This is a genomic window from Kocuria sp. MNB10 (assembly GCF_054073685.1).
Map to the genome: position 1 here is coordinate 2,135,167 of NZ_CM133411.1, position 18,025 is coordinate 2,153,191.

Annotated in this window: 17 protein-coding genes; 10 read left to right on the forward strand and 7 right to left on the reverse strand. The window is 70.1% G+C overall.

Features of this window, described 5'->3' with window-relative positions; translation table 11 throughout:
- The first annotated feature begins 73 nt into the window (after positions 1 to 73).
- From ACW9PK_RS09710 to ACW9PK_RS09720, 3 genes are all read left to right on the forward strand, one after another.
- Positions 74 to 1,501 (forward strand): dihydrolipoyl dehydrogenase family protein, encoded by a 1,428-nt coding sequence (locus ACW9PK_RS09710; RefSeq protein ID WP_457015708.1) that lies wholly within the window; start codon positions 74 to 76, stop codon positions 1,499 to 1,501.
- Positions 1,502 to 1,611: 110 nt separating this feature from the next.
- Positions 1,612 to 1,797: a VOC family protein gene (locus ACW9PK_RS09715; protein WP_240919096.1), complete on the forward strand. Its 186-nt coding sequence runs from the start codon at positions 1,612 to 1,614 to the stop codon at positions 1,795 to 1,797.
- Complete coding sequence (locus ACW9PK_RS09720; RefSeq protein ID WP_457015709.1) at positions 1,790 to 2,053, forward strand: GNAT family N-acetyltransferase; 264 nt, start codon at positions 1,790 to 1,792, stop codon at positions 2,051 to 2,053. Before ACW9PK_RS09715 ends, ACW9PK_RS09720 begins: the two co-directional genes overlap by 8 nt.
- Here the strand turns inward: ACW9PK_RS09720 and ACW9PK_RS09725 are convergent.
- Together ACW9PK_RS09725 and ACW9PK_RS09730 are read right to left on the reverse strand one after the other, a co-directional pair.
- Positions 2,032 to 2,832 carry a glycerophosphodiester phosphodiesterase gene (locus ACW9PK_RS09725; protein WP_457015710.1) on the reverse strand — a complete coding sequence of 267 codons (801 nt, stop codon included), beginning with the start codon at positions 2,830 to 2,832 and terminating at the stop codon, positions 2,032 to 2,034. The two genes, ACW9PK_RS09720 and ACW9PK_RS09725, sit on opposite strands and share 22 nt — an antisense overlap.
- A gap of 322 nt (positions 2,833 to 3,154) precedes the next feature.
- Positions 3,155 to 3,790 (reverse strand): endonuclease, encoded by a 636-nt coding sequence (locus ACW9PK_RS09730; RefSeq protein WP_457015711.1) that lies wholly within the window; start codon positions 3,788 to 3,790, stop codon positions 3,155 to 3,157.
- Positions 3,791 to 4,012: 222 nt separating this feature from the next.
- On the opposite strand from ACW9PK_RS09730, the gene ACW9PK_RS09735 reads away from it, so the two are divergent.
- The 3 genes from ACW9PK_RS09735 (at position 4,013) to ACW9PK_RS09745 (ending at position 6,616) form a co-directional block, all read left to right on the forward strand.
- Complete coding sequence (locus ACW9PK_RS09735; RefSeq protein WP_457015712.1) at positions 4,013 to 4,498, forward strand: pyridoxamine 5'-phosphate oxidase family protein; 486 nt, start codon at positions 4,013 to 4,015, stop codon at positions 4,496 to 4,498.
- A 120-nt stretch (positions 4,499 to 4,618) separates the two neighbouring features.
- Positions 4,619 to 5,764 (forward strand): type III polyketide synthase, encoded by a 1,146-nt coding sequence (locus ACW9PK_RS09740; RefSeq protein ID WP_457015713.1) that lies wholly within the window; start codon positions 4,619 to 4,621, stop codon positions 5,762 to 5,764.
- A gap of 12 nt (positions 5,765 to 5,776) precedes the next feature.
- The gene (locus ACW9PK_RS09745) at positions 5,777 to 6,616 is read left to right on the forward strand and encodes a class I SAM-dependent methyltransferase (RefSeq protein WP_457017199.1); all 840 of its coding nucleotides are present in this window, start codon (positions 5,777 to 5,779) and stop codon (positions 6,614 to 6,616) included.
- Here the strand turns inward: ACW9PK_RS09745 and ACW9PK_RS09750 are convergent.
- The 5 genes from ACW9PK_RS09750 to ACW9PK_RS09770 form a co-directional block, all read right to left on the reverse strand.
- The gene (locus ACW9PK_RS09750) at positions 6,589 to 7,401 is read right to left on the reverse strand and encodes a nitroreductase family protein (protein WP_131332553.1); all 813 of its coding nucleotides are present in this window, start codon (positions 7,399 to 7,401) and stop codon (positions 6,589 to 6,591) included. The genes ACW9PK_RS09745 and ACW9PK_RS09750 overlap by 28 nt on opposite strands.
- 3 nt (positions 7,402 to 7,404) lie before the next feature.
- Positions 7,405 to 7,734, reverse strand: coding sequence for a hypothetical protein (locus ACW9PK_RS09755; RefSeq protein ID WP_144932213.1), 330 nt, complete (start codon positions 7,732 to 7,734; stop codon positions 7,405 to 7,407).
- A 154-nt stretch (positions 7,735 to 7,888) separates the two neighbouring features.
- A complete protein-coding gene (locus tag ACW9PK_RS09760) occupies positions 7,889 to 8,647 on the reverse strand; it encodes an LppP/LprE family lipoprotein (protein ID WP_457015714.1) in 759 nt (252 codons plus the stop codon).
- Positions 8,648 to 8,783: 136 nt separating this feature from the next.
- Positions 8,784 to 10,805: a hypothetical protein gene (locus ACW9PK_RS09765; protein WP_457015715.1), complete on the reverse strand. Its 2,022-nt coding sequence runs from the start codon at positions 10,803 to 10,805 to the stop codon at positions 8,784 to 8,786.
- 7 nt (positions 10,806 to 10,812) lie between these two features.
- Complete coding sequence (locus ACW9PK_RS09770) at positions 10,813 to 12,201, reverse strand: sigma 54-interacting transcriptional regulator (protein WP_368834935.1); 1,389 nt, start codon at positions 12,199 to 12,201, stop codon at positions 10,813 to 10,815.
- A 133-nt stretch (positions 12,202 to 12,334) separates the two neighbouring features.
- On the opposite strand from ACW9PK_RS09770, the gene ACW9PK_RS09775 reads away from it, so the two are divergent.
- From ACW9PK_RS09775 to fdh, 4 genes are all read left to right on the forward strand, one after another.
- Positions 12,335 to 13,006, forward strand: coding sequence for a histidine phosphatase family protein (locus ACW9PK_RS09775; RefSeq protein WP_167318266.1), 672 nt, complete (start codon positions 12,335 to 12,337; stop codon positions 13,004 to 13,006).
- Positions 13,007 to 13,075: 69 nt separating this feature from the next.
- Entirely contained in the window at positions 13,076 to 13,969 is an 894-nt protein-coding gene (locus tag ACW9PK_RS09780) for an SCO1664 family protein (protein WP_240505696.1), read from the forward strand.
- A 126-nt stretch (positions 13,970 to 14,095) separates the two neighbouring features.
- Complete coding sequence (locus tag ACW9PK_RS09785; RefSeq protein WP_035965408.1) at positions 14,096 to 14,437, forward strand: hypothetical protein; 342 nt, start codon at positions 14,096 to 14,098, stop codon at positions 14,435 to 14,437.
- A gap of 199 nt (positions 14,438 to 14,636) precedes the next feature.
- Complete coding sequence (gene fdh, locus ACW9PK_RS09790; RefSeq protein ID WP_457015717.1) at positions 14,637 to 18,017, forward strand: formate dehydrogenase; 3,381 nt, start codon at positions 14,637 to 14,639, stop codon at positions 18,015 to 18,017.
- The last annotated feature ends 8 nt before the right edge of the window (positions 18,018 to 18,025 follow it).

Below are 18,025 nucleotides of genomic sequence, written 5' to 3' on the forward strand. Positions count from 1 at the left end.
GGAGGCCGGTTCCGCACCGCACTCAGGTGACCCCCGGGCCGACAGCCCGCACCCCGGCGGCTATTGTGAGGGCATGACGGAGTCAGCAACGCAGGAGTCGGTGGACGTGATCGTGATCGGCGGCGGCGCGGTGGGAGAGAACGCCGCGCAGTACGCGATCGAGGGCACAGACCTCACCGCGGTCATCGTGGAGGGTCACCTGCTGGGCGGGGAGTGCTCGTACTACGCGTGCATGCCCAGCAAGGCGCTATTGCGCCCGGTCGACGTGACGGGACTAACGGACAACCTCAAGGGCGTCGTCCCCACGCGGCTCGACTGGGACGGCATGCTCGCGCGGCGCGACTCGTTCGTCTCCGACTACGACGACTCCTCCCAGGTCGAGTGGGCCGAGTCCGCGGGCCTCCGCGTGGTGCGCGGCCACGCCCGCCTCGTGGGCGAGCGCTCGGTGCGCATCGAGGCCGACGACGCCGCCGCGCGCACCCTCACCGCGCGGCACGCCGTGATCCTCGCGACCGGCAGCGAGCCGAGCATCCCCTCCGAGTTCGACGGAGCGCACCCGTGGACGTCCGCGGACGCGACCGGCGTGGTCGAGACGCCGGAGAGCATCGCGATCGTGGGCGGGGGAGTCGTGGCATGTGAGGCCGCGGTGTGGCTCAACGCCCTGGGATCCCGGGTGACCCTGCTCGTGCGGGGCTCGGGTTTGCTGTCCGGCAACGAACCGTTCGCGGGGGACACCGTCCTGGACGGGTTGCGCGCCAGCGGCGTGGAAGTGGTGCTCGGCGCATCCGTCACCAAGTGCACCCGCAGCGATGCCGAGGACACGGGGCTGGGCCGGGTCCACGGCGGGCCGGTCCACCTGGAGACCTCCGCCGGGACCTTCGACGTGGCCGAGGTACTCGTGGCCACGGGCCGTATCCCGCGGTTGCGGGACGTGGGACTCGACGCGGTCGGGCTGAGCGCGGACGACATCCTGCATGAGAAGCTCCCCGCATGGCTGCACGCCGTGGGCGATGCCAGCGGCGATGTGCCCCTGACCCACTGGGGCAAGTACCGCGCCCGGGTCATCGGGGCCCGGATCAAGGCGGCGGCCACGGGGGCGCCCGCGCCGTACGAGGTGGAGAATCCGCCCGTGCCCCAGGTCGTGTTCACGCAACCGCAGGTCGCGCAGACGGGACTGACGGAAGCCTCCGCGCGGGACCGGGGGATCGACGTCGTCACCGCGGAGGTGCCCTACAACGGTGCGGCCGGTGCGGCGCTGCTGCGTGACACCGTCTCCGGAAAGGCCAAGATCGTCGTGGACCGGGAGACCCGGTGCCTCGTGGGTGCCACGTTCGCGGGCCCGGACGCTGGCGAGCAACTGCACGCGGCCACGATCGCGATCACGGGGAAGGTACCGGTGCACGTGCTGCGCCACGCGGTGCCCAGCTATCCCACGGTCTCGGAACTGTGGTTGCGGCTGCTCGAGGAACTGCCCGAGCAACTGCGCCGGGCGCCGGAGTAAAAGGTTCCCGCACAACTGCGCTGGGCCCGGAGCAAGAGGTTCCCGAATCCGCTCGCGACGGCCATACTGGGACCGAATCATCCGGGATGCGTTCGTCGAAGGAGCCTCACATGACCCCCTCACTCGCCACGTACATCGCCCTGCCCGGAACCACCGCCGAGGCCATGGAGCACTGGCACGACGTGTTCGGGGGTGACCTGCACATCCTGCGCTACGGCGACATGGACCTGCAGGGCATGCCGTTCGAACCGGATCCCCAGGCCGTGGACCACCCGAGCCGCCGCCACGGTGGCTGAGTGGGCCCTGGACCACGCCGGACTCGAACGCCTCGAGCTGGGGCACCGGGTCAACAACCCCGCATCGGGAGCGGTGGCGCGGGCCGCCGGTTTCCGCAAGGAAGGGACCCAGCGGAGGAAGTTCCTGATCGCGGGCGAGCGGGTGGACGTGGACACCTACGGACGGCTGCGAACGCATCCCCGGTGGCAGAGCAGCGCGGCGGCGGCCCGGTTGCGGCCCGGCGACCGTCGGCGCTACCGCACTGCCACGGCGTGACCCACGGTCGCGGGGTGTTTCCGGGAGAACTCCACGGGGAAGTCGGTCGTGATCCGATCCACGCCCAGGGCCGCCATGCGGTTGAAATTGCGCTCGGCGTTTACCGTGTACACGCTCATGCCCAGCCCTGCCGCACGGACCCGGTCCACCGCGGCCGCATTGAGCCAGCGGTGGTTGGACCCCACCTGTCCCGCGTAGGTGGAGATCCGCGCGAGGGTCTCGGCATCGGGAACCCGGTACACGAGCTGCTGCAGGGGGACCTCCGGGGCCAGCACCGCGAAGCGCTGATTGGAAGCGGCGTCGAACCCCAGGACCTCGATTCGCCCGTCGCGGACCAGACGCTGCCACCGGGGATCCGATCGCAGACGCTCCACGATGATGCGCTCGATACCGGGGGACGTGACCGGGGACTTGATCTCGATGAACACGCCGATCGCGTCGCGCGCAACCTCCACGGCGTCGTCGAAGTGCGGGATGCGCTCGCCCCGGAACGCGCCGGAGAAGGACGAACCAGCGTCCAGTCGTTGCAATTCGGCCCATGTGAACGACGTGACCGGATCGTTCTCCCGACCCGGGAACACCTCGGCGGCGTTCGTGGTGCGCGCGGGGGTGGGGTCGTGGAACGCGAAGGGCACACCGTCCGCGGAGAGCTGGACGTCGAGCTCGAAGAACTGTGCACCCGAGGAACGGGCCACCTCGAACGCCGCCACCGTGTTCTCGGGTGCGACCCCCGCGGCTCCGCGGTGGCCGATCAACAGGTGGGCCGGCGCAGTAGTCATTCCCGCAGTGTCCTCCCGCCCGCGGGGTGCTGTCAGGAGGGCCGTGGGCCGGATCCAGCGGAGGGGGTCCGTTGCGAGACGGTCGGTCAGGGGGGTCGTGCGGGTGCGCATCCAGAGCCTCTCACGGGTTGCCGTACGGAGATGGCCTTGCCGGTCGCGTGGTGATGAACGGCGAACGGGCCGAACCCATGGTCGCGGGTGGACATGACGGCTGGGGAGCACCCCGATGACCGAGGTGTTAACTCGCCACCACGGATCACAGCCGGTGTATTAACCCGGCGTCCGCCGCCGAATGCACCTCCGGCGGATCGCACCCGGTCCGTTACTCCAGCGGGTCACCCTTGGTGCGGTCCAGCGCGACCCGGACCAGGGCCGCGGCCAGGATGGGGAGTTTTTCGGGAGGGACGAGGTCCGCGAGGGCGTGGGCGTCGTCGGGCAGACCGATCCGCCGGGCGCCGTCCAGGGCCTTGGCGTCGAAGAACGGCGCGAGGCCGGGCCAGACACCTTGTACCTCCCGGGCGAAAATCGCGGCGCCCGCGGGGCCGATCCCCGGGAACTGCTGGAGCGCCTCGAGGACGTCGTCGGTACCGTCCGCGCGCTCACGCACGCGGCGCAGATCCCCACCGTACTCGTCGATCAGGAGGGCGGCGCCGTCGCCGAGCATCGTGGAGGTGCGCTCGTCGTAACGCTTGTAGCCGCCGCGACCCAGCGCCTGAACCCGTTGCCGCCACGACGCCGCGCGCATCCGTTCCGGGGTGCGGTACCCGGCCGTGAACAGCTCGCGCGCGGAGGCGACCGCCACCTTGGCCCCGATGCGCGCGGACAGCAGATTGGCCAGCACCAGCAGCTGGAACAGGGGAGCGGGTGTGTCCCGCAGCTCGATGCCGGCGTCCTGCGCGTACGTGGTGCCGTGGCGCTCCAACAGCACGTGCACGGTGTCCTCGTGCGATCGCGTCATGCGTCCCTCCCTGCCTGGATCTCTGTGTCCGTGTCGTCCGTCATCATGCCGCCCACGACCGGATCGTTCGGGGCTGTGCTGCTCACGACGGCGTGAATTCCGCTCCCGGCCAACTCTCTCGTGCGCACCGTCACTAGTAAATAAACTGACAATCGACGCCACATCGCGGTGGCAGACCCCACGGTTTGGTGGGCATTCACAGCCTCGACGAAAGGAAGTGCCATGGCGGAGAACACCAACGACATCCAGAAGGTGCGGGACATCATCAAGGGCACCCGCATCGCCATGCTCACCCACGTGGACGGGGATGGTCACCTGGTGTCCAAGCCCATGGCCACGCAGGAGGTCGAGTTCGACGGCACCGTGCGGTTCATCGCGGAGCGCGACTCCGAGCAGGCACAGGCCCTGCAGCAGCGCCCCGAGGTGAACGTGGCCTACTCGGGTTCCGGCTCGTGGGTGTCCGTGTGCGGCACCGCGCGCATCGTCAACGACGAGGCCAAGCTCAAGGAACTATGGAGCAGCTTCACCGGTTCGTGGCTCCAGGGCGGCCCGGAGAACCCCAACAACATCCTCATCGAGATCGACGGCCACAGCGCCGAGTACTGGGACAGCCCGGGTAACAGCAAGGTGACCCAGGTGGCCAACTTGATCAAGTCCAAGGTCAAGGGCGACACCGTGGACGGCGAGAACAAGGTCGTGGATCTCTGATCCGACCCGCCCGTCCGACGGCCGTTCGATCCCCATGGATCGGGCGGCCGTTGCGCATGTCGGGGCTCGTCCGGCACGGGGCGCCTCGTCCGGGTGGGGCCCGCGCGCCTACCATGGAGTATGACCGTACGCCTACTGTCGATCGAGACCGCCGTCCCCGACACCGTGATCCGGCAGGAGGACGTGTCCCGGCTGTTCGCCGAGCAGCCGGGGATGACCAGGCTCGGCACGCGCGTGGTGCGTTCCGCCTTCGCAGGCGCCGGGGTGAGCACACGCCACACGGTCCTGCCCGAGCTGGGCGTTGTGGCATCGGGGACCGTTGACGGGGGCGACGCCGCGGCGTCGCCGTTCGTGGATCCCACGGCCCGGCACCTGCGCTCGCCGGGAACGCACGCACGCAACCAGCTCTACACCGAGCACGCCAAACGGATGTTCGTGACAGCCGCCCGGGCGGCCCTCGACGCCGCGGCCCCCGGGATCGAGCTCGCGGACGTGACCCACGTGATCACGGTGTCCTGCACCGGGTTCTTCGCGCCGGGCCCGGACGTGCGCGTGACCAAGGACCTGGGGCTACCCGCGGACGTGAAGCGGATGCACCTGGGGTTCATGGGCTGCAATGCCGCGTTCCCCGCCCTGCAAGCCGCGTACACCGCGTGCCGCGCGGATCCGGACGCCGTGGTGCTCGTGGTGTGCGTGGAGCTGTGCACCCTGCACCTGCACGTGCGCAACGATCCCGACACCGTGATGGGCAACGCCCTGTTCGCGGACGGTGCGGCCGCCGCGGTGGTGACGGGGCGCGACGCCGCCGCTCCCGGCGCTACCCTCGAGCTCGTGGACTTCGAGACGACCCTGGCCCCAGTGGGCGAGGAGGAACTCGCGTGGAGCGTGGGGGACGAGGGCTTCGAGATGATCCTGGGGACCTACGTGCCGCGGATCATCGACGACCACGTGACGGACGCCCTCGCACCCCTGCTGGACCGCGCGGGGTTGAGCGCGGACCGGATCCCCCTGTGGGCCGTGCACCCGGGGGGACGCAGCATCCTGGACAAGGTACAGGGACGGCTCGCGCTCACGGACGAGCAGATGGCCCCCTCCCGGGGAGTGCTCGCGGACGCCGGGAACATGAGCAGTGCGACCATCCTGTTCGTGCTCGAGCGCCTTGTGCGAGCGGGGGACCCGGGCACCGTGGCGGCGCTCGCGTTCGGCCCCGGCCTGAGCATCGAGAGCGCCCTGCTGCGGGTCCGTCCCGCGTCCGAGGCGACGTGAGCGATGAAACCTATGCTGCGCAACAACCCTCTGCCGCACGCTGATGTCCTGCGCCGCCGCGACCCCCTGCTCCGCCACCGCAGCGTGGACGAGCCGGAGCTCATGGACGATCCGGCCTGCGATCCGGTGGCCCTGGACAACACCTACCGCTTGTTCGGGGTGATCAACCCGCTCGTTGCATCCTGGCGGCCCGTCTACCGCCGGTATGTACGTCCCGCGTTGCGTGCCGCTGCCCGAGAGGGCCGCCCCGGCACCGTGCTGGACATCGGGTGCGGCGGGGGCGACGTCGCCCGGGCCATCACCCGCTGGGCCGCTCGCGACGGGCTGGACGTGCGGATTACCGGGATCGACCCGGACGCCCGGGCCACACGGTGGGCGGCCGCGCACGACCGCGGAGTGGGCGCCGCCTACCGGACGCTCGCGAGCCACGACCTGGTGGCAGCGGGGGAGCGCTACGACGCCGTGATCTCCAACCACATGCTCCACCACCTGACACGGGAGGAGCTGTCCGCCGTGCTGGCGGACTCACGTCGGCTGACCCGTGGGGTAGCGGTGCACAACGACCTGCGCCGCAGCCGCGCGGCCTGGCTGCTGTACTGGGTGGCCACGCTGCCGCTCGCACGAGCCAGGGTGTTCGTGCGCTTCGACGGTCTGCTGTCCATCCGGCGCAGCTACCGCCCCGGAGAGCTGCGCCAGGCGCTGCCCCCGGGGTGGCGGGCCGTGCAACAGCGGTTCTTCCGGCTGCTGGCGGTGCACACCGGCCAGGACGCGCAGCCGGTCCGGGCGGATCAGGATCAGGTGGACACCCCGCAGAAGGACCGGACTCAGTCGGACCCGGGACGCACGTCCTGATCCCAGCCCTGCTGAGGCGTCTCGCACGTCTCCCGGAACACGTACTGGGAGGGGCGTTTGCGTTCGCGGCTGGACCAGTCGATCGCCGGGCGGTGGGTGCGCTCAGGCACGTAGCCCAGCCGGTACACGGCCATGAGCTCCAGATCCTCCGGAACGCGCAGCACGTCCACGATCCGCTGCCACTGGTGCGGTGCCTCCATGGGGAAGGACACGAACTGGATCCCCATACCCAACTCCACCGTGGTGAGCCACAGGTTTTCCATGGCGGCACCCATGCTGAACACCGAGTAGAACCCGGACAGTTCCTCCGGGCGGTATTCGCCGCGCTCGAGCATCACGCCGATCAGCAGCGGAGACCCCGCCACGAGCTTGCGGTTCTCCTCGCCCAGGGTCTGGGGCACGCGCAGCTTGTTCATGAGGCTCTGCCCGGAGGGCGTGAACGCCTTGGACGTGAACGGGCGCAGCAGCGCGGGCAGTTTATCGAACAGCATGCCGCTGCGCTGGGCGTCCATCTCCTTCTGGCTGAACCGGAAGTACTTCTTGTACCGGTCGAAGAACGTGCCCGCGCCCATGACCTCGGTCATGCTCTCCCCGCTGATCCGGGCAACGGTCTCGATCGTGTCCCGGTTCTCGATCAGCACGAACCGCCATGGCTGGCTGTTGAACTGGGAGGGAGCCGCGGCCGCCGCGCGGATCAGCAACTGTTGGTGCTCGGGGCTCACAGGATCCGGGCGGAACGGGCCGTTGGTGGTGCGGCGGTTGAACACGGCATCCAGGAATTCCACGATTCACCTCCAGGCCAGCGCGAGGCCGGCCACGTAGCAGGGAGCCGCCGCGAGGGCGTCTCGGGTGTGACGTCGCAGCGGGTGCGCACCGTGGCGCTGCAACAGGAAGAGCGGGACGACCGCCGGTGCGAGGACCGCCGCCACTGGGGAGCGCTCACGCACCGCGGCCACGCATGCCGCCGCGGTCACGGCGGACGTGGTGATGTACAGACCGTGGTGGATCCACCGGACGTTCGAGGTGTCCACCCACCGGGCGGCTACGGACGCCCCCAGCGCGCAATTGGCGGTGTATGCACCGGCGGATGCGGTCACGAGCGTGCGCAGCAGGTTCATGACTCTCCTCGCCAGTGGGGTGCGTCCCGTGCTCTCATCGTGTCACACGTGTCATGCCACGGTGTCCAGCCACGCGGCCGCGCTGCCGTCCCGATGGAGTGCGGGGGGCGACGGCGCGTGGTGGCGTTGTCGAAACCGGGCGCCGGGGCGCGGCTCAGCCGATACCCGGGGGCCACTCGCCCGCGTGGTCCACGGACTCGGTGTTCGGGTTCCAGGAGTACGTGGACACAGCCCGCCCGCTCGCACCGGCATTGCTCTCGCCCTCCTTGGCCCACCGGTAGGTGACCTGGATGGCGGAGTCGGACAGCCGCACGGTCGCGGGCGAGAAGGCGATGCCCTCCTTGGTGGTCGTGCCCAGGTACTCGCCGTCGTGGAAGAGCATCTGCTGCGACGGGGAGGACGCCGTGCCCCTGCGGATCGTCAGCGTGACCCACGACAGGTCCGCGCACGGGTCGTACGTCTCGGTGTCGATCGCCATCCACTCGGCGTCGGGAACGTTGCCCTTGGGGAACGCCGGGCCCACCTTGTCGATGTTCTCGTTCACGGCCTGCTCCGCGGAGGTGTTCGCGCACGACCCGGACGGTTCGGGGGTCGCAGACGACGCCGCAGTGGTCGCCGCGGGGCGCTGCGACCCGGGCGCGGGGGTGTCGGACGCGGTCATGTGACTCTTGGGCTGCGCGGCGGGCGAGGACACGGGAGCCGCGGCGGTGGCCTGGCCGGTCGCCGCGGCGTCGGCCCCGGCCTGCGGGCTCGCGGCCTGGGAGCGGATGCCGGAGGTGGGCCCGTTGGCGATCTCGGAGGAGGTGGCCATGGACTGTGGCTGTTCCGCGGGCGAGGAGCTGCATCCGGTGAGCCCGCCCAGTGACAGGACCAGGAGGGCGGCTGCCGCGGTCACCGTGCGTGTGCGGTGCATGACGAATCCTCTCGTCTCATCCGTTCCCCGATGTCCACGGGTGGTTCCAGCGTGAGGGCTCGTCTTCACTTAAGCAATACTTCTATGTAGATGCAAAAGAATCAGCCCGCGACCAGGGCATTCGTCCTGAAGACCGTCACGCGTCGTCGTCCGCGAAGCTGTCACCCGACCCACCCCAGGAGCCGTTCCGGGAGCGTGAACGCATGTATTCGCCCAGCACCGCGGCGTCGAGGTCCTCGGGATCCGGGGCGACCACCCGACCGCGCACCCGGCGCGCGAGCGCCGCGATGAAGCGAACGAGTCCGGGGTCGTCCCCCAGCCGGAACAGGGTGATCTCGGTGCCGCGCCGGGCCACGGCATCCAGCTGCGCCACGGTGAGCCGCAGGGTCTCGGGATCGGGCGGGTACATGAACCATGCCTCGCCGCCGGGTTCCAGGTGGGCGGTGGCCTCACCGTCCGTGACCACGAGCAGCACGGGGTGCATGGTGGGGTGCTTGCGGAAGAAGCGCTGCGCCAGCAGCAGGCCGTGATGCAGGTTGGTGCCCTGTTCGTGCCACGCGGGCAGCGCGGTGAGCTCCCCGATGTCCATCGTCTGGGCGTAGCGGCCGAATGTGATGAGTTCGAGTGCGTCACCCCGGAAGCGGGTGGAGATCAATTGGTGCAGGGCGATCGCCGTGCGCTTCATGGGGACCCAGCGCCCGTTCAACGCCATGGAGAAGGACGTGTCCACGAGCAGCGCCACCGCCGCTTGCGTGCGCGCCTCCGTCTCGCGCACCTCGATGTCCTGGACGTCGATCCGCAGACCCGCACTCGGGTCCGCGCCCGACGCCGCCGTGCGGGTCACCGCGTTGGTCACCGTGCGGGTCACGTCCCACGGTTCCACGTCCCCGAACTGCCACGGGCGGGACGAGCCGGTCTGCTCACCGGCGGCCCCGGCGAGCCGGGTGTCCCGGCGGCCACTGCGACCGGAGAGTCTCCCGGCGGCGTCGCGCAACAGGGATTTGCCGAGCTTGCGCATGGCCCGCGGGGACAACCGCAATTCGCCGTCCGTGCCGCGGCGCAGGTAGCCGCTGTCCCGCATGGCGCGCTCGAGCTCGGTGAGCGTGCGCGCGGCGACGGCGGCGTCGTCGCCCAGTTGCCGGGCCAGCGCGGCCACGTCCAGGTCCGAGAGCGTGGAACCCGCATAGGACTGGGACAGCTGCTCGCTCAGGGCGTCCAGGTCCGCGAGGTCCTGCAGCACACCCGTCCCGTCCCCGAGACCGAGGCCTTGATCGCCCTCGAACTGCTCCGAGCCGGACCAGTCCAACCCGGGACGCAGGCCCTGCAGCGCGGCGTCGAGGCGGTCCAGTTGAGACATCAGTTTGGGGGAGCCGAACGCCTGCGCGGACAGCGCCATGAGCTCCTCGCGCTGCTCCGGGGTCATGGACCGCATCATGCGCTGCGCGGCGGCGGAGCGCTGAGCCAGCGCGTCGATAAGCTCGTCGATGTCCTGGGGGTTCTCGGGGAACTGGTCCCCGTGCCGGTTCATGAACCGCTCGAAGTCCTCGGGCGTGTCCTCGCCGCGGGCGTGCTTCTCGAGCAGCTCGTTGAGGTCCTCGAGCATGCGGGAGACCGCGGCGCGGTCCTCGTCCGTGGCGTTCTGCAGCGCGTTCTTCATCCCCGCGAAGCGCTGCTCGAGCAGTTCGCGGCCCAGCAGGTCCTTGATCTGTTCGTAGTTGCGCCGTGCGGCGTCCGACTGCCAGTCGTAGTCGGACAGTTCCGTCACGGCCGCCGCGGTGGAGGACGGCAGGGCGTCCAGGCGCATCTCCCGGAACTGCCGGTCCGTGGGATCCATGCGCGCGTCCCGCAGGAACTGATCGCGTTCCTCGCGCAGCGCGCGGTCGAGCAGTTTCTTGGCCTCCTGCACCGTGCCGTCCAGGCGGTGCCGGCTCAGCAGGTCCCGACGCCGCTGATGCACCTGGCGCGCCAGATCGTCCAGCCCGCGCTGGTTGCGCCCGCCGCGGCGCAGGAATTCGCGCAGGGCCTGGTCGGGGGAGTAGCCGGCCATGACGTCCTCGGTCACGGCGTCCAGGACCTCCCCGAGGTCCACGGGTGGGGCCAGGGGATCGGGGCCGCCGGAGTAACGACCGTACCGTGAAGAATGCCGGGGTGTGCGCATGGGAGGCCTATCCGTAGACGGTTTCCCCGTCGCCGGACTCCTTGGAGAGCTTCCGGGTCAGGAACAGCCCCTCGAGGGCGAGTTCGACGGCGGTCGCGCGGTACCCGGGCCCCTCACCGCCCACGCGTTCGGCCAACCGGTCGTAGAGCTCGGAGTCCTCGAGGGCGGGCAGGGCGTCGAGGAACTCCTGGGCGCCGACGCGTTCGCCGGTCGTGATGGTGCGCTGACCGTCGAACGCGGCGACCAGGGGAGAGAGATCCAGGCCGCGGAAGTGTTCCCGCACGGTCTGGGCGGTCGCGGTACGCAACAAGTGCTCCAGGATGTCGTCCTCGCGGCCTTCTTCACCGGATTCGAACTCGACCTTCCCGCCGAGTACGGCCACCGCGGTGTCCACGTCCACCAGCCGGGCCACGGCGGGGTCACCGGGGCGCACCGTGGCGCGGTGCCGGGCGGCGGCCGCCACGGTTTCAGCTCCCGCGATCGCGAAGCGCGCGGAGACACCCGAGGACTGGTTCACCGCGCTGGATTCACGCAGTTGTCGTGTGAACCGGGCCAGGATCTCCAGGATGATGTCGGGGACCTCGGCGGTGAGTTCGGCCTCCTGGCGGATCACGGCCATCTCGTCCTCGAGTTCGAGCGGGTAGTGGGTGCGGATCTCCGCCCCGAAGCGGTCCTTGAGCGGGGTGATGATCCGGCCGCGGTTGGTGTAGTCCTCCGGGTTGGCGGAGGCCACGACCATGACGTCCAGCGGCAAGCGCAGCACGTAGCCGCGGATCTGGATGTCCCGCTCCTCCATGACGTTGAGCAGGGCCACCTGGATGCGCTCGGCCAGGTCAGGTAGTTCGTTGAGCGCCACGATCCCGCGGTTCGCGCGCGGGATCAGCCCGTAGTGGATGGTCTCGGGGTCTCCGAGCCGCCGCCCCTCCGCGACCCGCATGGGGTCCACGTCCCCGATCAGGTCCGCGACGGACGTGTCCGGGGTGGACAGCTTCTCCACGTAACGCTCGTCGCGATGGCGCCACGTGATCGGTAGGTCGTCACCCTCCGCGGCGATCCGCGCGGTGGACTCGGCGGTGAGCGGCTCGTAGGGGTGTTCGTTGAGTTCGGAGCCCGCGATCACGGGCGTCCACTCGTCCAACAGCCGTGGCAGGGTGCGCAGCAAGCGGGTCTTGCCCTGGCCGCGTTCACCCAGCAGCGCGACGTCGTGCCCCGCGATCAGCGCGCGCTCGAACTGGGGGATCACGGTGCGCTCGAAGCCGTGCAGTCCCTGCCACGGGTTCTCCCCCGCGGCGAGCGCCGCGAGCAAGTTGTCGCGGATCTCCCGGCGCAGGGATTTCAGCTCATGACCCGACGCGCGCAGGTCACCCAGGGTGCGGATGTCAGGTTGGGCGTTCACGCGCGTCACGCTACGCCCGGCAGGCGGCGGCGTCGAGCCCCCGGGGCGGTTCGGTGACGCCGTGTGACGGGCGGGGAGCCGTGCGGGGCGGGGCCCGTGACGCGGGGGCGGGTGCGTTCTAGGCTGACGAAGCATGAGCGACTCCCGCGGATCGACCACCGTCCTGCTCGTGCGTCACGGCCGCACCCCCACGACGGGTGAGCTATTGCCGGGGCGTTCCCCGGCACTGCACCTGTCCGAGCAGGGGTGGGAGCAGGCGCGCGCCGCGGCCGAGCGGATTGCGGAACTGCCCGTGAGCGCGCTGTACAGCTCGCCGCTCGAACGCGCGCGGGAGACCGCCCAGCCGAGTGCCGAGCTGCTGGGTCTGCCCGTCCGCGAGGACCCCGCGCTCCTGGAGCTCGACGTGGGGCAATGGACGGGGCGCGCGCTCAACGACCTCAACCGGTTGCCCGAGTGGCGCACCGTGCAGCACAACCCCTCCGCGTTCCGGTTCCCGGACGGGGAGAGCTTCCCCGAGATGCAGCAGCGCATGGTCGATGCCGTGCAGCGCCTGTGCACGTTCCACCCCGGTGGGACCGTGGTGTGCTTCTCCCACGCGGACCCCATTCGCGGGTTGCTGGCCCACGCGATGGGCACGCCCCTGGACAACTTCCAGCGGCTCAGCGTGGGGCCGTGCTCGATCTCGGTGCTGTCCTATCCCGCGGCGCCCGACGGTGCGGATGAGCCCTCCGGCGACGACACGAATCCCGTGGTGCTCACGGTCAACTCCACGCGGGATTCCTTGCGGGAGCTGGTGGCGTCGTGACGGGCCGGTCCGGCGCGACCCGGAGCGGGCGCGGGGGCGGCGGGACGGCGTCGTCGTGAGAGCGGCGTCGTGAGGGCCGAACGAGCGGACGAGCTGCTGCGCACGGGGGAGATCACACTGCTCGGGCAGCTCGCGCGCAGCAGCAATGAGACGTTCCTCGTGGAGGTGCGCGCGCTGGCGTCGCAATCGGTCACCGGCACCGACGGCGACGCTCGTGCCGGCGAGGTCCCCGGCCCTGAAGCCGCCGAGGCCTGCTTGTTTCCCGCGATCGGCGACGACGCCGCTCCGGCCGACTCACCCGTCGCGGCACCCGACCCAGACAATGCAGCTCCCGCAGCGAGGTCGTTCGGTCCGCCGGACTCGGACACGGCATGCTGGGCCATCTACAAACCCGAGCTCGGGGAGCGGCCCCTGCACGACTTCCCGCCGGGTCTGTACCGCCGGGAGCGCGCCGCGTACCTGCTCAGCGAGGCGCTCGGCTGGGGGATCGTCCCGCTCACCGTGATCCGGGACGACGCCCCGTTCGGGACGGGATCGCTGCAGTTGTTCGTGGCCGCGGACCCCCGGGAGCACTACTTCACGATTGTGGAGGACCACCCGGACACCCACCCGGTGCTGCGCGCCATGGCCGCCTTCGACGTGCTGACCAACAACACAGACCGCAAATCCGGCCACGTCCTGCGCGGCTGGGACGGGCGGATCTGGGGGATCGACCACGGCCTGTGCTTCGCCGCGGCGTTCAAACTGCGCACCGTGATCTGGGAATTCGCGCGCGACCTCTTGCCCCTGGACCTCGTGGCGGACATTGCGGCGCTCGCCGAGAACGGCGCACCGCCGGAGGTGACCGAGCTGCTGACGACCGAGGAGACGCGTGCCCTGCGTCGTCGTGCCCGTGCCCTCGCGCTGCTGGGCAGGCTCCCGGAGGACCCCTCCGGCATGCGCTACCCGTGGCCGCTCGTGTGAGCCGCCCCGGAGCGGTCCGCTGCGCGTGAAGCGGCCGGGGCTCCGGTGGAGGCGCGTGGCCGCGGCACCGTAGTCTGACCGTGCGCGTGACAGCGCGCTCGTCGAGAACCTGGCAAGGAGTAACCCATGACGCAGCCCATCCCGGACCCCAACCCGCTCGACAACCCTGAGGCCTCGGACGACACGTTCCGCGAGGACGAACTGATCGGCACCACCGGTGACGAGGACTCCGCGTGGGAGGAGGACGACGCCCAATGGGGTGCCGACGAGGATCCCCTGACCCACCCCGAGGAAGCCGACGTGGAGCAGGTGGCGCAGGAGGAGACGATCCCCGAGCTCGATACCACCTCCGAGACCCAGGACCCGGAGGTCGAGGCCCTCGTGCAGGACCCGCAGGCCGACCGCGAGGTCAACCGCTCGTTGCGGGACGGCGCGGACCAGACCGTGGACCCCATGGACGAGCGCTGACGCGACACGCCGTCGCAGACCACCGACGACCCGTGGCGTCCGGGTGGCCCGTGTGGCCCCCGGTCGTCGCGGGTCGTCGCCGTGCGGGCCGAATCCCGGCGTGACCCGGACCGATGCCGCCGCGAGGGCCGCGCGGGTCGTCGCCGTCGCGACACACCTGACACCTGGACGCGCGCGGTAAACGGTCTATTCTTGAGGTATGTCCCGATTCAGCCCGCTCGAGTGGCCGGTCATCCGCCAGCTCCGGACCGGGGATCACACCGGCCGCAGTTCCGCGGTGCAATCACAGCGCACGCGTGAGATCACGCCGCGCACCAGCAGCGCGGACCGCGTGGTGCAGAGCGTGTGCCCGTACTGCGCGGTGGGGTGTGGCCAGAAGGTCTACGTCAAGGACGAGCGCGTGGTCCAGATCGAGGGTGATCCGGATTCCCCGATCTCCCGCGGTCGGTTGTGCCCCAAGGGGTCGGCGAGCGAGCAGCTCGTGAACTCCCCGGGCCGTCAGACCCAGGTGCTCTACCGCGCCCCGGGTGCCGCCGAGTGGCAGCCCCTGGACCGGGATACCGCGATCGACATGATCGCCGATCGTTTCCTGGAAGCCCGACGCCGCGGTTGGCAGGACACCGACGAGCAGGGCCGTCCGCTGCGCCGCACCATGGGCATCGCGTCCCTGGGCGGGGCCACGCTGGACAACGAAGAGAACTACCTGATCAAGAAGCTGTTCACCGCAGCGGGTGCCGTACAGATCGAGAACCAAGCCAGGATTTGACACTCCGCCACGGTTCCCAGTCTGGGAACCTCGTACGGCCGCGGCGGCGCCACCCAGTCGCTGCAGGACATGGCGAACGCCGACTGCATCGTGATCCAGGGATCCAACATGGCCGAGTGCCACCCCGTGGGATTCCAGTGGGTCTCCGAGGCGAAGGCGCGCGGCGCCAAGATCATCCACGTGGATCCGCGTTTCACGCGCACCTCTGCGGTCGCGGACAAGCACGTCCCCATCCGGGCGGGCTCGGACATCGCCCTGCTCGGTGCGCTGATCAACTACGTTCTCACGCACGACCTGTGGTTCCACGACTACGTGGTGTCCTACACGAACGCCGCCACGATCATCAACGAGGACTTCGAGGACACCGAGGACCTCGGCGGGATCTTCTCGGGCTACGACGTCGAGAAGGGCGCGTACGACCTCTCGTCGTGGGCCTACGACGACGAGGACGACGACGCCGGTGACGGCACCGACAAGCACGAACAGGGCGACGAGGAACGCGAGGAAGCCGGCGGCGACAAGTTCGGCAGCGGCGGCGCGCCCACGGGTGCGTCCGGACCGCGCTGCGACGAGACCCTGCAGGACCCCCGCACGGTCTTCCAGATCCTGAAGCGCCACTTCTCGCGCTACACGCCGGAGAAGGTCGAGGAGGTGTGCGGCATCTCCGCCGCGGACTTCGAGTACCTGGCCCGTGCCGTGACCGAGAACTCGGGACGCGAGCGCACCACGTGCTTCGCGTACGCCGTGGGGTGGACCCACCACACGCTGGGCGCGCAGTTCATCCGCACGGCCGCGATCCTGCAGTTGCTGCTCGGCAACGTGGGTCGTCCCGGCGGGGGCGTCATGGCACTGCGCGGGCACGCGTCCATCCAAGGCTCCACGGACATCCCCACGCTGTTCAACCTGCTGCCGGGTTACCTGCCCATGCCCTCGGTCGAGTCCGATTCGCTCACCGAGTACCTGGGCACGATCGGGTCCAAGACGCAGAAAGGCTACTGGGCTGACGCGGACGCCTACACCGTGAACCTGCTCAAGGCATGGTGGGGGGACGCCGCGCGCGACGACAACGACTGGGCGTACCACTACATGCCGCGGATCAACGGTCCGCACGGGACGTACCAGACCCTCATGGCCATGCTCGAGGACAAGGTGGACGGGTACTTCCTGCTGGGGCAGAACCCCGCGGTGGGATCGTCCAACGGCCGCATGCAGCGCACCGCCATGTCCCACCTCAAGTGGCTCGTGGTGCGCGATCTGAACATGATCGAATCCGCCACGTGGTGGAAGGACGGACCCGAGATCGAGTCCGGCGAGCTGAAGACGGAGGACATCCAGACCGAGGTGTTCTTCATGCCCGCGGCCACCCACGTGGAGAAGTCGGGATCGTTCACACAGACCCAGCGTCTCGTGCAATGGCGCCACCAGGCGGTCTCCCCGCCGGGTGACGCGCAGAGCGAGCTGGACTTCTTCTACGACCTGGGCCGGCGACTGCGCACCCGGTTGGCGGAGTCCACGGATCCCCGGGACCGGCCCCTGCTGGACCTCACGTGGGACTACCCGCTGACCGAGGAAGGTGAGCCGGATCCCGAGAGCGTGCTCGCGGAGATCAACGGCCGGTTCGAGACCGGCCCCGATGCGGGCAAGCCGCTGTCCTCCTACACCCAGATGAAGGCGGACGGCAGCACGTCCGGCGGGTGCTGGATCTACACCGGGATCTACGCGGACGGCGTGAACCACGCCGCGGACCGGGTTCCCGGGCGCGAGCAGGACGAGATCGCCTCCAAGTGGGCGTGGGCCTGGCCCGCGAACCGACGGATCCTCTACAACCGCGCCTCGGCGGACCCCCAGGGCAAGCCGTGGAGCGAGCGGAAGAAGCTCGTGTGGTGGGACGAGGAGTCCGGGCGCTGGACCGGCAAGGACGTGCCCGACTTCCCGGTGGACAAGGATCCCGGCGCGCGGCCTGACCCGGAGCTCGGTGGCGCGGCCTCGCTGCACGGCGACGACCCGTTCATCATGCAGGCGGACGGCAAGGGGTGGCTGTACGCCCCCAAGGGTCTCGTGGACGGGCCCATGCCCACCCACTACGAGCCCCAGGAGTCGCCGGTGGCCAATGCGCTGTACTCGCAGCAGCAGAACCCGGCCCGCGTGATGTTCCCCCGCAAGGACAACCTCTCCGCACCGAGTGCGGGCGCGCCCGGCAGCGAGGTCTACCCGTACGTGTTCACCACGTACCGGCTGACCGAGCACCACACCGCCGGTGGCATGAGCCGCTGGTTGCCGTACCTGTCCGAACTGCAGCCCGAGGCGTTCTGCGAGATCTCCCCGGAGCTCGCCGAACAGCAAGGGTTGGAGCCCTTTGGATGGGCCACGATCATCTCGCCGCGCTCGGCCATCGAGGTCAAGGTCCTGGTGACCGACCGGATGACGCCGCTGCGGGTGGGCGGGCAGACCGTGCACCAGATCGGGCTGCCCTATCACTGGGCCGTGGGCAAGGACGCCGTGGTCAGCGGTGACGCCGCCAACGACCTGTTGGGGATCACCCTGGACCCGAACGTCCAGATCCAGAACTTCAAGACAGGTTCGTGCGACATCCGCCCCGGCCGCCGGCCGCGCGGTGCCGAACGCATCGCGCTCATCGAGGAGTACCAGGAGCGGGCCGGGCTCACCGTCCGGACCGGCAACGAGCGGATCACCGATCCGCAGCGGGAACTGAACGAGGATCCGAAGCGTCCCCACGGCGAGGGCCAGTCCGCGGGGCGTTCCACGGCGTACGGCTCCGGCACCGCGGTGCGGGAACGGGAAGAGGACGAGTGAGCACGGAT

Coding starts and splice junctions, on each gene's coding strand:
- ACW9PK_RS09765 (WP_457015715.1), bottom strand. CDS start 10,805: ATGCGCACACCCCGGCATTCTTCACGGTACGGTCGTTACTCCGGCGGC.
- ACW9PK_RS09760 (WP_457015714.1), bottom strand. CDS start 8,647: ATGCACCGCACACGCACGGTGACCGCGGCAGCCGCCCTCCTGGTCCTG.
- ACW9PK_RS09735 (WP_457015712.1), top strand. CDS start 4,013: ATGGCGGAGAACACCAACGACATCCAGAAGGTGCGGGACATCATCAAG.
- ACW9PK_RS09745 (WP_457017199.1), top strand. CDS start 5,777: ATGCTGCGCAACAACCCTCTGCCGCACGCTGATGTCCTGCGCCGCCGC.
- ACW9PK_RS09725 (WP_457015710.1), bottom strand. CDS start 2,832: ATGACTACTGCGCCGGCCCACCTGTTGATCGGCCACCGCGGAGCCGCG.
- ACW9PK_RS09755 (WP_144932213.1), bottom strand. CDS start 7,734: ATGAACCTGCTGCGCACGCTCGTGACCGCATCCGCCGGTGCATACACC.
- ACW9PK_RS09715 (WP_240919096.1), top strand. CDS start 1,612: ATGACCCCCTCACTCGCCACGTACATCGCCCTGCCCGGAACCACCGCC.
- ACW9PK_RS09740 (WP_457015713.1), top strand. CDS start 4,619: ATGACCGTACGCCTACTGTCGATCGAGACCGCCGTCCCCGACACCGTG.
- ACW9PK_RS09730 (WP_457015711.1), bottom strand. CDS start 3,790: ATGACGCGATCGCACGAGGACACCGTGCACGTGCTGTTGGAGCGCCAC.
- ACW9PK_RS09775 (WP_167318266.1), top strand. CDS start 12,335: ATGAGCGACTCCCGCGGATCGACCACCGTCCTGCTCGTGCGTCACGGC.
- ACW9PK_RS09710 (WP_457015708.1), top strand. CDS start 74: ATGACGGAGTCAGCAACGCAGGAGTCGGTGGACGTGATCGTGATCGGC.
- ACW9PK_RS09785 (WP_035965408.1), top strand. CDS start 14,096: ATGACGCAGCCCATCCCGGACCCCAACCCGCTCGACAACCCTGAGGCC.